Annotated in this window: 13 protein-coding genes; 3 read left to right on the forward strand and 10 right to left on the reverse strand. The window is 73.3% G+C overall.

The features are described from left to right. Positions 1-3 precede the first annotated feature (3 nt). Positions 4-1,158 carry a sensor histidine kinase gene (locus BLW57_RS33035; RefSeq protein ID WP_093479387.1) on the reverse strand — a complete coding sequence of 385 codons (1,155 nt, stop codon included), beginning with the start codon at positions 1,156-1,158 and terminating at the stop codon, positions 4-6. A 108-nt stretch (positions 1,159-1,266) separates the two neighbouring features. Between BLW57_RS33035 and BLW57_RS33040 the strand changes: the two genes are divergently transcribed. After that, the gene (locus BLW57_RS33040; protein WP_093479388.1) at positions 1,267-2,187 is read left to right on the forward strand and encodes an ATP-binding cassette domain-containing protein; all 921 of its coding nucleotides are present in this window, start codon (positions 1,267-1,269) and stop codon (positions 2,185-2,187) included. Positions 2,188-2,189: 2 nt separating this feature from the next. Continuing rightward, entirely contained in the window at positions 2,190-2,906 is a 717-nt protein-coding gene (locus BLW57_RS33045) for an ABC transporter permease (RefSeq protein ID WP_093479389.1), read from the forward strand. A 142-nt stretch (positions 2,907-3,048) separates the two neighbouring features. On the opposite strand, the gene mug is transcribed toward BLW57_RS33045, so the two are convergent. From mug to BLW57_RS33090, 9 genes are all read right to left on the reverse strand, one after another. Continuing rightward, entirely contained in the window at positions 3,049-3,585 is a 537-nt protein-coding gene (mug, locus tag BLW57_RS33050) for a G/U mismatch-specific DNA glycosylase (protein ID WP_256339858.1), read from the reverse strand. A gap of 38 nt (positions 3,586-3,623) precedes the next feature. Next, entirely contained in the window at positions 3,624-5,066 is a 1,443-nt protein-coding gene (purB, locus tag BLW57_RS33055) for an adenylosuccinate lyase (RefSeq protein WP_093479390.1), read from the reverse strand. A 222-nt stretch (positions 5,067-5,288) separates the two neighbouring features. Continuing rightward, positions 5,289-6,077 carry an SGNH/GDSL hydrolase family protein gene (locus BLW57_RS33060; RefSeq protein ID WP_093479391.1) on the reverse strand — a complete coding sequence of 263 codons (789 nt, stop codon included), beginning with the start codon at positions 6,075-6,077 and terminating at the stop codon, positions 5,289-5,291. A gap of 104 nt (positions 6,078-6,181) precedes the next feature. Further along, entirely contained in the window at positions 6,182-7,195 is a 1,014-nt protein-coding gene (locus BLW57_RS33065) for a hemolysin family protein (RefSeq protein WP_093479392.1), read from the reverse strand. Beyond that, positions 7,192-8,535 carry a hemolysin family protein gene (locus BLW57_RS33070; RefSeq protein WP_093479393.1) on the reverse strand — a complete coding sequence of 448 codons (1,344 nt, stop codon included), beginning with the start codon at positions 8,533-8,535 and terminating at the stop codon, positions 7,192-7,194. Before BLW57_RS33070 ends, BLW57_RS33065 begins: the two co-directional genes overlap by 4 nt. A 151-nt stretch (positions 8,536-8,686) precedes the next feature. After that, on the reverse strand, positions 8,687-9,112 hold the full coding sequence (locus BLW57_RS33075) for a GNAT family N-acetyltransferase (RefSeq protein ID WP_093479394.1): 426 nt from the start codon (positions 9,110-9,112) through the stop codon (positions 8,687-8,689). A gap of 45 nt (positions 9,113-9,157) precedes the next feature. Then, positions 9,158-10,045, reverse strand: a complete 888-nt coding sequence (locus BLW57_RS33080; protein ID WP_093479395.1) for an LLM class F420-dependent oxidoreductase — start codon at positions 10,043-10,045, stop codon at positions 9,158-9,160. 78 nt (positions 10,046-10,123) lie between these two features. Further along, positions 10,124-12,694: an ABC transporter permease gene (locus BLW57_RS33085; RefSeq protein WP_093479396.1), complete on the reverse strand. Its 2,571-nt coding sequence runs from the start codon at positions 12,692-12,694 to the stop codon at positions 10,124-10,126. A 4-nt stretch (positions 12,695-12,698) separates the two neighbouring features. After that, positions 12,699-13,511, reverse strand: coding sequence for an ABC transporter ATP-binding protein (locus tag BLW57_RS33090; protein WP_093479397.1), 813 nt, complete (start codon positions 13,509-13,511; stop codon positions 12,699-12,701). Positions 13,512-13,686: 175 nt separating this feature from the next. Between BLW57_RS33090 and BLW57_RS33095 the strand changes: the two genes are divergently transcribed. Beyond that, the gene (locus BLW57_RS33095) at positions 13,687-13,929 is read left to right on the forward strand and encodes a toxin-antitoxin system HicB family antitoxin (protein ID WP_093479398.1); all 243 of its coding nucleotides are present in this window, start codon (positions 13,687-13,689) and stop codon (positions 13,927-13,929) included. Positions 13,930-13,944 lie beyond the last annotated feature (15 nt).

The raw sequence follows: 13,944 nt of genomic DNA on the forward strand, positions 1-13,944 counted from the left end.
AGATCAACTCAGCGGCAGCTCCGCGCGCACCTGCCAGTCGCCCTCGTCGGGGCCGGTGCGGGCGGTGCCGCCGAGCAGCGCGGCCCGCTCGCGTATGCCGCGCAGACCGCTGCCCCGGCCGGGGCCGGGCACCGGAGCCGGCAGCGGATTGCGGACCTCCAGGTCCAGCCGGTCGCCGGTGACCCGGACGCGGACCCGTACCGGGACGGCTCCCGCGTGCCGCAGCACGTTGGTGAGCGCCTCCTGGAGGATGCGGTAGCCCTCCCGGGACACCGGCCCGGGCAGGGCGGCGACCGGACCGGTCACCTCGGCGTCGACCTTCGCACCGGAGGTCCTGGCCGAATCCAGCAGCCGGCCCGCGTCGGCCAGGGTGGGTCGGGCGCTCACCGGCCGGTCGGCCTCGCGCAGCACGCCCAGCACCCGCTCCAGGTCCTCCAGGGCGGCCCGGCCGGTCTCCTCGATGGCGGCCAGCGCACGGTCGGTGAAACCGGGGTCGCCGGCCGCCCGTGCCGCGCCCGCCTGCACCACCGCGACCGTCAGAGCGTGCCCGATCGAGTCGTGCAACTCCCGTGCGATGCGAGTGCGTTCGAGCAGCTGCTCGGTGCGCTGCTCCAGGGCGGCCAGCCGCTCGGCGGCGGACGGACCGAGCAGCCGGCGGGCCCCGGCGGTGGCCAGCGCGCCGAGGCCCACCACCAGGCCGTACAGGACGATCAGGGGGAGCGGGACGAGGAGTCCGTAGGCCCAGTGCGGGCGGACCTCGTCCAGCAGCGGGGAGTGGGGGTCGGTGTGCCCGCCCGCGAGCCGGCCCAGCTCGTAGGAGAAGACGGGCAGCCACACCGAAGCGAACGCCGTCGGAACGGCGAGGAGCATCCGCAGCTCGAGCCAGAGCACCGTGCGCCCCCGGTCCCGCCAACTCGCCGACGGCGTCTCCGAGATGCCCGGCTCCTCCTTGCCGGGCGTCAGCAGCAGCCGGGCCTGGACGCCCTCGCCCACGCGCACGGCGGGTACCAGGCCGACCGGCAGGAGGACGAGCGCGGGCACCCACGGCTTCGACATGTCGATGAACAGCCACACGCTCTCCATCAGCATGGGCACCCACAGATGCAGCAGCCGGGTGTACGTCGTCCCCCGCAGAAGCGGGCGCAGGCAGCGGACCATGAGCACATCGTCGCAGGTGGCACCGGAGACGGACCTCCCCCGCACGGGGGAGGCGGTCCCCACCGGCGGGGGAGGGGCAACCGCCCGCGAAGGGCCAGGCTGTCGGTCATGTTGAGCATCGACGTACGAGACCTCACCAAGGAGTACGCCGGCCGCCGGGCCGTCGACGGGCTGACCTTCAGTGTGCGCCCCGGCAGTGTCACCGGCTTCCTCGGCCCCAACGGCGCTGGCAAGTCCACCACCATGCGACTCGTCCTCGGCCTCGACCGGCCCACCTCCGGTACGGCCGTGATCGGCGGCCGCGCCTACACCGAACTGCGGGATCCGCTGCGCCGGGTGGGCGCCCTGCTCGACGCGCGTGCCGCACACGGCTCCCGCACGGCACACGACCATCTGCGGGCTCTGGCCGTCAGCAACCGCATCCCGGCCCGGCGGGTCGACACGGTGCTGGAGGAGACCGGACTCGCCGCGGTCGCGGGACGCCGGGTGAAGACGTACTCCCTCGGCATGCGCCAGCGGCTCGGCATCGCCGCAGCCCTGCTCGGCGACCCCGAGGTGATCCTGCTCGACGAGCCCGCGAACGGCCTCGACCCCGAAGGCATCGTGTGGATCCGCACGTTGCTGCGCGGGCTCGCCGCAGAGGGCCGTACGGTCCTGGTCGCCAGCCACCTCATGGGCGAGACCGCCGCGTTCGCCGACCACCTGCTGATCCTCGGCCGGGGCCGCCTGCTCGCCGACACACCGGTGCGGGAGTTCATCGACGCACGCGTGCGGCCCCACGTCCGCGTCCGCAGCACCGATCCCGTAGTCCTCGGCGCCCTGCTCGCCCGGCACGGGCACGACGCCTCACGCGGCGAGGACGGCAGTTGGACGGTCCGGCACGCGCGCGTGGACGACATCGGCCGGCTGATGTCCGAGGCGTGTGTCCCTGTCCTCGAACTCGCCGCAGGCGAGGCCACCTTGGAGGAGGCCTACCTCGACCTGACCGCCGCCGAGGCCGAGTTCACCGCACAGCCCCAGGAGGCCTGACCATGTCGTTCGTCCCCGTGTTCCACTCCGAGTGGATCAAGATCCGTACCCTGCGTTCACTGTGGTGCGCACTCGCCGGAATCCTCCTGGCCACCGCCGCGTTCTCGGCGCTCGCCTCCGCCGACGCCGACACGGGCGACGCCGACCCGCTGTTCGCGGTGTTCTTCGGCATCAGCTTCGGGCAGATCGCCGCGATCGCCTTCGGTACGACGGCCGTCTCGTCCGAGTTCCGGGGCGGCGCGCTGGGACTGACACTGGCGGCGGTGCCCGACCGGCGGCGCTGGTTCGCCGCGAAGGCGACGGCGATCGCCCTGCCCGTGCTGGCGGTCGGCCTGCTCACCGGCCTGGTGACGCTCGTGCTCGGCAAGGCGGTGCTCGGGAGCGCCGGGCCCGGCTGGACCGAGGGGCTGCGCGGCGCGGTCGGCTGCGGACTCCAGCTCACGCTCATGGCGCTGTTCGCCGCCGGTCTCGCGGCCGTGCTGCGCAGCGGGGTCGCGACGCTCTCGGTGCTGATCCCGTTCCTGCTGATCGTGTCCTTCGTCGTCGGGGACCTGTCCGGCGGGGTCGCCGACCTCCTGCCCGACCGGGCCGGCCAGGTCGTCCTGCACAGCACCTGGGACGGCACCCTCGGCCCGTGGACCGGCCTCGCGGTGACCGCACTGTGGACGGCCGCGGCCCTGCTCGCGGGTGGCTGGTGCCTGAGGAGCCGGGACGTGTGACGGGTCGGCCGCAGCGCCGGGACGTACGACGCCGTGCGCCCGCGACCGCCGGGGGAGCGCCGGCCGGCCGGGAGCCGGGAGCCGGATCCCGGCGCCGCTCGCCGCCCGTCGGCCACCGCCCGGCGAGGCGGTCGGACACCCGTCAGTCGGGATCCTGCGGGGCGAACGCGGCCTGTCGCAGACGGGCGAACTCCTCGGCCATCGTGGCCGCCGTCCAGTGCGCGTTCAGTCCGCTCGGATTGGGCAGCACCCACACCCTGCTGTCCCCGATGGCCCGCTCCTGCGGGCCCACCCGCGCGGTGCGGTCGCCGAACGCGGACCGGTACGCGGTCACGCCCACGACCGCCAGCCACCTCGGCCGCAGCTCCGTCACCTTCGCGGTCAGCAGCCGGCCGCCCGCCACGTACTCCTCGGCGGTCAGCTCGTCCGCCCGCGCGGTGGCCCGCGCCACCACGTTCGTGATGCCGAGACCGTACGACAGCAGCTCGCCCTGCTCGGCCGGCCTCAGCAGCCGCGGGGTGAACCCGGACAGGTGCAGCACGGGCCAGAACCGGTTGCCGGGGCGGGCGAAGTGGTGGCCCGTCGCCGCTGTCATCAGCCCCGGATTGATCCCACAGAACAGGACGTGGAGGCCGTCCGCGACGACGTCCGGTACGAGACGGTCGCGGGCGGCCTCCAGCTCCGCCTTGGTGAAGCGGGGCGAGCGGGGGGAGCCGGTCAGAGGATCGCCCCGGGGGTGTAGCCGGCGGCCTCCGGGTGCTGCTTGGCGAGCTCTTCGATCCGGCCGACGACCACGCCGACCTGGTCGGCCGCGGCACCGGTGAAGGACAGCTTGTCGGCCATCAGCGCCGCCAGCTGCTCCCGGTCGAGCGGCAGCCGCTCGTCGGCGGCGAGCTTGTCGAGCAGCTCGTTGCGCTCGGCGCCCTGCTCCCGCATCGCGAGCGCGGAGGCGACGGCGTTCTCCTTGATCGCCTCGTGCGCGACCTCGCGGCCCACACCCGCGCGCACGGCACCCATGAGCACCTTGGTGGTGGCGAGGAACGGCAGGTAGCGGTCCAGCTCGCGGGCGACGACGGCCGGGAAGGCGCCGAACTCGTCGAGGACCGTCAGGAAGGTCTCCAGCAGGCCGTCCAGCGCGAAGAACGCGTCCGGCAGCGCGACCCGGCGCACCACCGAGCAGGACACGTCGCCCTCGTTCCACTGGTCGCCCGCCAGCTCACCGGTCATCGAGGCGTAGCCGCGCAGGATCACCATGAGGCCGTTGACGCGCTCGCAGGAGCGGGTGTTCATCTTGTGCGGCATCGCCGAGGAACCGACCTGGCCGGGCTTGAAGCCCTCGGTGACCAGCTCGTGCCCGGCCATCAGCCGGATCGTCTTGGCCAGCGAGGACGGCGCCGCCGCCAGCTGCACCAGGGCGGTGACGACCTCGTAGTCCAGCGAGCGCGGGTAGACCTGGCCGACCGAGGTGAACGCCTGCGAGAAGCCGAGGTGCCCCGCGATCCGGTCCTCCAGGTCGGCGAGCTTCGCCGCGTCGCCACCGAGCAGGTCCAGCATGTCCTGCGCGGTGCCGACCGGGCCCTTGATGCCCCGCAGCGGGTAGCGGCCCAGCAGCTCCTCGACGCGGCCGTACGCCACGAGCAGCTCGTCGGCGGCCGTCGCGAAACGCTTGCCGAGGGTCGTGGCCTGCGCGGCGACGTTGTGCGAGCGGCCGGCCATGACCAGCTCCGCGTACTCGCCCGCGAGCTTGCCCAGCCGCGCCAGCACGGCCACCGTGCGGTCGCGCATCAGCTCGAGGGAGAGCCGGATCTGCAGCTGCTCGACGTTCTCGGTGAGGTCGCGGGAGGTCATGCCCTTGTGCACGTGCTCGTGCCCGGCGAGGTCGTTGAACTCCTCGATCCGCGCCTTCACGTCGTGCCGGGTGACCTTCTCGCGCTCGGCGATCGAGGCGAGGTCGACGGTGTCGAGGACCCGCTCGTAGTCGGCGATCGCCGCGTCCGGCACCTCGATGCCGAGGTCCTTCTGGGCCCGCAGCACGGCGAGCCAGAGCTGGCGCTCCAGCTTCACCTTCTGCTCGGGCGACCAGAGCGTGGCGAGCTCGGCGGAGGCGTAACGTCCGGCGAGGACGTTCGGGATGCGGGGCTTGGCGGGCGCAGAAGTCACGTGTCCAGAGTCTACTGGCGATTCGTGCAGGCCAGCGCCATGGGGTGGTTCGGCTGAAGCTACGAGACGCCCGTCACCTCGTGCGGGCCGGGGAAGCGGCCGCGGCCTCGCCGGCGGCACCGGCCGCTCCATGACTCCGCTACACGGCCGCGACCTCGGCCCGGGCGCCGTCCCGCTTCCTCTTCCGGAGTCGTGGGCGCACGGGCCGTACAGCGGGTGCGGCTACGCCAGGTCCTCGTACGGCAGCAGCTCCGGCCGCTTCGCCGGGCGGCCGTCCCCCGAGGAGCGGCCGGTCAGGCGCCGCCCTATCCACGGGAGCAGGTGCTGTCGGGCGAACCGCGCGTCCGCGACCCGCCGGGCCATCCAGCCCGGCGGCAGGGTGGCCGGCATCGGCACCCGCCAGTCGGAATCCTCGGGCTCGTAGCCGAGCGTCTGCCAGACCGCCTCGGCGACCCGGCGGTGACCCTCGGCGGTCAGGTGCAGCCGGTCCACGTCCCACAGCCGCGGGTCCGCCAGCGAGGGCGCCCCGTACAGGTCGACCACCAGGGCGCCGTGCTTGGCGGCCAGTTCGTCCACGCACGCGAACAGCTCCTCCATGCGCGGCCGGAACCGCTCCAGCACCGGGCCCTGCCGGCCGGGGCTGCGCATCAGCACCAGTTGCTCGCAGGACGGCGCGAGGCGCTCCACGGCCTCGGTGAGCAGGTCCCGGACCTGGACCATGTCGCACTTGGGCCGCAGGGTGTCGTTGAGGCCGCCGACCAGGGTGATGACGTCGGGCTTCATGGCCGCGGCCACCTCGACCTGCTCGTCGACGATCTGCCGGATCAGCTTCCCGCGCACGGCGAGGTTGGCGTACCGGAAACCGGGGCTGCGGGCCGCTATCCGCGTGGCGAGCAGATCGGCCCAGCCGCGGTAGGAGCCGTCGGGCAGCAGGTCCGACATGCCCTCGGTGAAGGAGTCGCCGAGTGCGACCAGGCTGGTGTGCGTGGGAGGTGTGGGATTCGTCTGCATGGCGACAGCGATGGTATCCCGGCTCCATACCCGCCGGTCGGTCGGCCCGGTCCCGTCCGTCGGCGGGACCGGGCCCCGAGCCCGACGCGGGCCTGGGCGCGGCGTCAGGCGGGCTGGCCGAACAGCTGCCGCAGCACGTCCTCCATGGTCACCAGACCGGACAGTCGGCCGTCGTCGCCGAGCACGGCCGCGAGGTGCGTGCGGCTGCCCCGCATCGCGGTGAGCACGTCGTCCAGCGGCGTCCCCTCGCGCACCCGCGGGATGGGACGCATGTCCCGCAGCCGGAACGGCACGTCCCGCGGCGAGGCGTCCAGCGCGTCCTTGACGTGCAGATAGCCCACGATCCGCCGGCCCGCGTCGACCACCGGGAACCGGGAGAAGCCCGAGTCGGCCGACAGCCGCTCCAGCTGCTCCGGGGTGACGCCCACGCGCGCGTAGACGACGCGTTCCAGCGGGACCACCACGTCCCGTACGGGCCGGCTGCCCAGCTCCAGGGCGTCGTGCAGCCGCTCCTGGGCCCGGCCGTCGATCAGCCCGGCCTCGCTGGCGTCCTTGACGATCTCGGCGAGTTCGGCGTCCGTGAAGGTCGCCGCGACCTCGCCCTTGGCCTCCACGCGCAGCAGCTTCAGCAGCCCGTTGGCGAAGGCGTTCACGCTGAAGATCACCGGTCGCAGCGCCCTGGACAGGCCGACCAGCGGCGGCCCGAGCAGGAGCGCGCTGCGCACCGGTTCCGCGAGCGCGATGTTCTTGGGCACCATCTCGCCGAGCAGCATGTGCAGATAGGTCGCCAGGGTCAGCGCGATCACGAAGGACACCACGTGGCCCGCGCTCTCGGGCACGCCCACCGCGTGGAACACCGGTTCCAGCAGGTGCGCGATCGCCGGTTCGGCGACGACGCCGAGGACCAGGGTGCACAGCGTGATGCCGAGCTGGGCGGCGGCCAGCAGCGCCGACACGTGCTCCAGACCCCACAGCACGCTCCGGGCGCGGCGGTCGCCACCCTGCGCGAGCGGCTCGATCTGCGAGCGGCGCACGGAGATCAGCGCGAACTCCGCGCCGACGAAGAAGGCGTTGACGACGAGCGTCGTCAGGCCGATCAGCAGCTGGACGACGGTCATCGCGCCCCCTCCGGCGTCTCGTCCGCCCGCTCGTCGTCCAGCGGCGCGTGCAGCAGCACCCGGGCCGCCCGGCGGCCGGAGGCGTCCACCACGTCCAGCCGCCAGCCGGCGACGAGGACGGTGTCACCGATCTCGGGTATCCGCCCCAGTTCGGTGGCGACCAGGCCGGCCAGCGTCTCGTACGGCCCCTCGGGGACGCGCAGGCCCACGCGCGCGAGCTGGTCGATGCGGGCGGCGCCGTCGGCCGAGTACAGGGCCCGGCCCTCCTCGTCCGCACCGGCCGGGGCGAGATCGGGGGTCTCGTGCGGATCGTGCTCGTCGCGCACCTCGCCGACGACCTCCTCGACGATGTCCTCCAGCGTGGCGACGCCCGCCGTGCCGCCGTACTCGTCTATGACGACGGCCATGGTGCGCCGTCCGCCGAGCCGCTCCAGCAGCCGCTCCACGGTCAGCGACTCGGGCACCAGCAGCGGTTCGCGCATCACCTGGGCGACCGTGCGGTGGCGCCGCTCGTCGGCGGGCACGGCGAGCACGTCCTTGATGTGCGCGGTGCCGACCACCGAGTCCAGGCTGCCGCGGTAGACCGGGAACCGGGACAGGCCGGTGGCCCGGGTCGCGTTCGCCACGTCCTCGCAGGTGGCCTGGGTGTCGAGGGCGACGACCTGGACGCGCGGGGTCATCACGTTCTCCGCCGTCAGGTCGGCCAGGTTCAGCGTGCGGACGAACAGCTCCGCGGTGTCCGCCTCCAGCGCGCCCTGCTTGGCGGAGTGCCGGGCCAGGGCGGCCAGCTCCTGCGGGCCGCGCGCCGAGGCCAGTTCCTCCGCCGGTTCGATGCCGAGACGACGCACGAAACGGTTGGCCGTGTTGTTCAGATGCGTGATGAAGGGGCGGAAGGCCGCGCTGAACCAGCGCTGGGCGCTCCCCACCCGCTTCGCCACCGCCAGCGGTGAGGAGATCGCCCAGTTCTTGGGCACCAGCTCGCCGACGACCATCAGGAACACCGTGGACAGGGCCGTGCCCAGCACCAGGGCGACGGAACTCGCCGTGGCCGGCGACAGCCCCAGGGCCTCGAACGGGCCGGACAGCAGCTTGGCGATCGACGGCTCGGCGAGCATGCCGACCACCAGGTTGGTGACGGTGATGCCCAGCTGGGCGCCGGAGAGCTGGAAGGTCAGGCTCCGTACGGCCTTGAGGGCGCCCGAGGCTCCGCGCTCGCCGCGCTCGGCGGCCCGCTCCAGCTCGCCGCGCTCGACCGTGGTCAGCGAGAACTCCGCCGCCACGAAGGCGCCGCAGGCGAGCGACAGCAGGATCGCCACCAGCAGGAGCAGCACTTCGGTCATCGGGTCACCCCCGTCCCATGATCGGACAGGGCAGGGGGAATCGCGCGGTGTCGCGGACCGGGAGGCTCGCCCATGGGCGGACGCTCACAACCTTTCATGGAGGGACGGGTGCTCCCTCAATGGTAAAGGATGGGCAAAGAGATCGGTGATCTCAGTACGTCAGCGGCTTCACCCAGCGCCGCCACTGCTCCTGCGGCCCGTAGCCGGCGGCCCGCCAGGCATGCTGCCCGCTCTCGTTGCGGACCAGCACCATGGCGTCAGCGCGCCGGCCGCCGAGCCGGGTGAACCGCTCCTCCGCGGCGGCGAGCAGCGCGGAACCGATGCCCCTGCGGCGCCGCTCCGGATGCACCGCGAGCCGGTAGAGATGACACCGCCAGCCGTCGAAGCCGGCGATCACCGTGCCCACCAGCTCCCCGCCGGACTCGGCGAGCAGCAGCGCGTCCGGGTCCCGCTCGACCAGCCCCTCCACACCGGCGCGGTCGTCGCTGACGCTCGTCCCCTCGGCGGCCGTCTTCCAGAACGCGAGGACGGCGTCGAGATCGTCCGGCCCGGCAGGTCGTACACACAGCTCGGTCATGCGGTCATCGGATCACGGACAACCCGGCCGGGCGCGGGAATTCCGTCATACGGACTCCTCGCGCAGCCGTCGCATCACCGGCGCGAACGCCTCCATGGACGGCTCCAGCACGGTCAGGTACGAGAACCCGAACCGCTCCCGCTGCGCCCGCACCCGCGCGACGATCTGCTCCAGGGTCCCGACCAGCATGATCGGCAGGGCCAGTGCCCGGTCCAGGTCCAGCCGCGGGTGCCGTTCCAGCAGCGGCTTCAGTACGGGTTCGGGGTCGTCCGTGACGGCCACCAGCTGGATGAGCAGGTTCAGCTCGGCCGGTGCGGGGCGGTCCGCCGCCAGCTCGCGGTAGCGGGCCACGCGCTCGTCCAGCTCGTCCGCGGTGAGCGGCGTCAGCGTGCCCGCCGCGTCCGCGGCCCGGGCCCCGGTGAACGCGGCGACGTCCGCGTGCTCGGCGGTCAGCCGCAGCATCCGGTCGCCGTTCGCGCCGATCAGCAGCGGCACCCTCGGCTGAGCCGGGCGCGGCCGGTGTTCGGCGGAGCGGAGCGCGCGCTCCAGCTCCCCGACGGTACGGCGGAGCAGGTCCACCCGCTCCCGCGGCGAGCCGAACGGCAGGCCGGCCGTCTCGTGCTCGGCCCGGACGTACCCGGTGCCCAGGCCCAGTTCGAGGCGGCCGCCGGTCAGCGCGTCCGTGGTCGCCACCTCACGCGCCAGCAGCGCCGGGTTCCAGAAGCCCGCGTTCAGCACGAACGTGCCGAGCCGGGGCCGCTCGGTGGCCCCGGCCGCCGCGACGAGCGCCGGGAACGGCGCGACCATGCCCAGGTGGTCGGGCACGAGGATCACGTCGTACCCGAGTTCCTCCGCGCGACGGCACTTGGCCCGCCACTCGGCGGCCAGCGCGGACGTGAGCAGGTTGACCCCGAAGCGGAACGGGCGTGGCATGAACTCTCCTCACCGACAAGTGACTTGGCTCTGCCCCGCGATTCCATCACGTCCGCGGCCCGCTCGGCACGGGTGCTCTCACTCGTGCGCGATCGCCGCCAGCACGTTCATCCGCGACGCCCGCAGCGCCGGCAGCAGGGCCGCGACGACGCCCACCACCGCCGAGCCGATCACGACCGCGACGATCGTGCCCCAGGGGACAGCGAACGCCGTCAGGCCGCGCAGCGCCAGCACCTGCTGCATGCACACACCCCACACGAGCCCCAGCGCCAGCCCGAGGACCGCGCCGAACACCGCGATCACCACCGACTCCAGCCGGATCATCCGGCGCAGCTGCCGCCGCCCGAGCCCGATCGCGCGCAGCAGACCGATCTCCCGGGTGCGCTCGACCACCGACAGCGCGAGGGTGTTGACCACACCGAGGACCGCGATGACGATCGCCAGCCCGAGCAGCGCGTACACGAGGTAGAGCAGCACCGAGATCTGGTCGTGGACCAGCTTCTTGTAGTCGGTCTGGTTGCGCGTCTGGACCTGCGGATACGGCTTGAGCGCCTGTTCGAGCCGGGGGCGCAGCTCCTCCGCGCCGGTCCCGGAGGCCGCGTTCACGTAGAGAGCGGAGTCCTGGGCGTCCGGCACGTACCGGTCGAGGGTGCCGAGGCCGAGGAAGAGGCCGCCCTGGGCGCCGAACCCCTGCGTCGTCTCCTGATCGGTGAGGGCGCCGACCGTCAGCTCGGTGTGCCGTCCGCCCGGGAACTCCGCGGGCAGCACGCTGCCGACGCGCACGCCGTGGTCCCTGGCGAAGTCGGCGTCCATGGCGAGGTGCCCGTCGGCCAGCGCGGCCGCCGAACCGCCCCGCGCGTAGGGGATGTGCACGACGTCGTCGAGACCCGGCCCGTACGCGGCGGCGGACGTCTTGACCCGGTCCCCGTCCGGCAGCCGTACGGCGAGGGGGGTCTGCCGCTGCGGCACCACGAGCCCCACACCCGGCGTTCCGCGCACGGCGGCGCGCACCTCCTTGGTGAACGGGGCGAAGTTCGTGTTCTGGACGATCAGGTCGGCGCCCAGCGTCCTGTCGATCTGCCGGTCGAACGACGCGGACAGCGAGGCGCTCGCCACCGACATCCCGCCGACCAGGGCCAGGCCCACCATCAGCGCGGCGGCCGTGGCACCGGTACGGCGCGGATTGCGCAGGGCGTTGCGCTGGCTCATGCGGCCGACCGGCCCGAACAACGCGGGGAAGGCGCCGCCCAGCACCCGGATCACCGGCCGCACGAGCAGCGGCCCGGCGACCACGGTGGCGATCAGCGTCAGGACCACGCCGAGTCCCAGCAGTGCGGCCGCCTGCGCGGTCCGCGTGGCCGCGGCGCACCCGGCCAGGGCGGCGGCACCGGCCGCCCCGACCAGCGCTCCGACGATCGCGCGCGTCTTCAACGGCTTCCCCACACCGGCCACTTCGGCGTCCGCGAGCGCCGCCATGGGGGAGACGGCCGCCGCCCGGCGCGCGGGCAGGTAGGCGGCGACGAAGGTGACCCCCAGACCGACGACGTAGGCCGCGGCGGGCGTTGCCCAGCCGATGACCATCTCGGTGGTCTTCAGGTTCATCCCGAAGGCGCTCATCAGCCGGATCAGCCCGAAGGCCAGTCCGATCCCGGCGGCGAGACCGAGTGTCGAGCCGACCAGGCCCAGCAGCACCGCCTCCGTGAGCACCGAGCGCCGCACCTGCCGCCGGTCGGCGCCGAGCGCCCGCAGCAGGCCCAGTTCCCTGGTGCGCTGGGCGATGAGCATGGAGAAGGTGTTGACGATGAGGAACACGCCGACGAGCAGCGCGATGCCGGCGAAGCCCAGCATCACGTACTTGATCACGTCGAGGAAGGTGCCCAGGTTGGCGGAGGCCGACTTCGCCTGCTCGTTCGCGGTCTTCAGGTCGTAGGCGCCGGTGTCGACCGCCGTGCCGATCCGGCGCTTGAGCTCGGTGTCGGTCACCCCCCTGGCCGCGTCCGCCTGGATGCTGGTCGCCTTCGCGGCGGAGCCGAGCAGTTCCCGGCCGGCCACCGCCGGGTCCAGGTAGATCAGGGCGGAGCCCGGGTTGGTGGTGGTGAACGTGGCGATGCCGACGACCCGCACCCGGAAGGTGCCCGGCTGCGCGTGCACCGTCAGCGTGTCCCCGATCCGCACGCCCTTCTTGGCGGCGGTGTCGGCGTCCAGCAGCGCCTCGCCGGAGCCTCGCGGAGCATGGCCCGAGGTGAGCTTCACCGGGCTGTGCGGAGTGACGTGCCAGGCCATCGCGATGGTCGGGGCGCCGGTCGTGGGGCCGACCGACTTGTCGTCGGCGTCGACCACGACGGCGTTCTGCACCGACACCTCGGCCCGGGCCGCCGCGACCCCGTCGGTCCTCGCCACGCGGTCCCGCAGCGCGGCGGGCAGGGTCGGCACCGAACCGCTCAGCCGGGCCGACCGCAGGTCCTCCTGCTTCGGCAGCACCGTCACATCGGCCGCGGTGGAGGCGAACAGCCGGTCGAAGGTACGGGTGACGGTGTCGGAGAAGATCAGGCTGCCCGCGACGAACGCCACGGACAGGACCACGGCCAGCGCGGACAGGGCGAGCCGCCCCTTGTGCGCGAGGAAGCTCCTGAGGGTCGCCTTGAGCACCGGGTCAGTCCTCCCCGGCCGTGACGCCGTCGGCGAGCCGGCCGCGCACCACGTCGAAACGCTTCATGCGTTCCAGCACGGCGTCCGCCGTCGGCCGTTCCATCTCGTCGACGATCCGCCCGTCGGCGAGGAAGAGCACCAGGTCGGCGTGGGCGGCGGCGCCCGGGTCGTGGGTGACCATGACGACGCTCTGGCCGAGATCGTCGACCGCGCCGCGCAGGAATCCCAGCACCTCCAGGGCCGCCCGTGAGTCGAGGTTGCCGGTCGGCTCGTCCGCGAAGATCAGCTCTGGCCGGGAGACCAGCGCCCGCGCGCACGCGACGCGCTGCTGCTGGCCGCCGGAGAGCTGCGCGGGCCGGTGCGTCAGCCGCCCGCGCAGACCGAGGGCGTCGATGACCTGGTCCAGCCATTGCTGATCGGGCCGGCGCCCCGCGATGTCCATCGGCAGGGTGATGTTCTCGGCGGCCGTCAGCGTCGGGATCAGGTTGAACGACTGGAACATGAACCCGATCCGGTCCCGCCTCAGCCGGGTCAGCTCCCGCTCCTTCAGCCCGGTGATCTCGGTGTCGCCCAGCCACACCTGACCGGCCGACACGTTGTCGAGGCCGGCCAGGCAGTGCATGAGCGTGGACTTCCCGGACCCCGAGGGGCCCATCACGGCCGTGAAGCGACCGCGCGCGATGTCGACGTCGACCGAGTCCAGGGCGACGACGGCCGTCTCCCCGGAGCCGTAGGCCTTGGTCAGTGCGCGGGCGCGGGCCGCGATCCCGACGTCCGGCGCCCGGCCCGGAACGTGCTCCGCAGCAGTGGTGGACAAGACCGCCTCCCGGTCGCCTCGACGTCACGCCCCGACTCCTTGGTGGGCCGAGCCTAGTGTGACCCGGCGCACAGCCGGAATCCCACCTTCGCCCGAGACCCGGACCACGTCCAAAGGACGCGGTCCGGTCGGGGGCCCCTTGCCGTGCTAGCACTCCGGCGCTAGCGTCGAAACCATGGCGAAGACCCAGCTGAACGTACGCGTGGACGAGGGCACGGCCCGCGCGGCCCGCGAGCGCGCCGTGGCCCGCGGGATCAGCGTCAACCGCTACATCGAAGAGCTGGTCAGACAGGACACCGGGGAGGCCGGCCGTACGTTCGTCGACGCGGCCGCCGACTTCATGAAGCAGTACGAGTCCGTGTTCGCCGAGGAGTTCGCCGACGCCCGCGGCACCGACCCGGTCGAAGAGCGCCGCTGATCCCTTGGACGCACT

This window comes from Streptomyces sp. 1222.5 (assembly GCF_900105245.1).
Taxonomy (GTDB): Bacteria; Actinomycetota; Actinomycetes; order Streptomycetales; family Streptomycetaceae; genus Streptomyces; species Streptomyces albidocamelliae.

What these genes read in the sequence shown, in the direction of transcription:
- BLW57_RS33035 (WP_093479387.1), bottom strand. Translation starts at nt 1,158, where the DNA reads ATGGTCCGCTGCCTGCGCCCGCTTCTGCGGGGGACGACGTACACCCGG.
- BLW57_RS33040 (WP_093479388.1), top strand. Translation starts at nt 1,267, where the DNA reads ATGTTGAGCATCGACGTACGAGACCTCACCAAGGAGTACGCCGGCCGC.
- BLW57_RS33045 (WP_093479389.1), top strand. Translation starts at nt 2,190, where the DNA reads ATGTCGTTCGTCCCCGTGTTCCACTCCGAGTGGATCAAGATCCGTACC.
- BLW57_RS33060 (WP_093479391.1), bottom strand. Translation starts at nt 6,077, where the DNA reads ATGCAGACGAATCCCACACCTCCCACGCACACCAGCCTGGTCGCACTC.
- BLW57_RS33065 (WP_093479392.1), bottom strand. Translation starts at nt 7,195, where the DNA reads ATGACCGTCGTCCAGCTGCTGATCGGCCTGACGACGCTCGTCGTCAAC.
- BLW57_RS33070 (WP_093479393.1), bottom strand. Translation starts at nt 8,535, where the DNA reads ATGACCGAAGTGCTGCTCCTGCTGGTGGCGATCCTGCTGTCGCTCGCC.
- BLW57_RS33075 (WP_093479394.1), bottom strand. Translation starts at nt 9,112, where the DNA reads ATGACCGAGCTGTGTGTACGACCTGCCGGGCCGGACGATCTCGACGCC.
- BLW57_RS33080 (WP_093479395.1), bottom strand. Translation starts at nt 10,045, where the DNA reads ATGCCACGCCCGTTCCGCTTCGGGGTCAACCTGCTCACGTCCGCGCTG.
- BLW57_RS33095 (WP_093479398.1), top strand. Translation starts at nt 13,687, where the DNA reads ATGGCGAAGACCCAGCTGAACGTACGCGTGGACGAGGGCACGGCCCGC.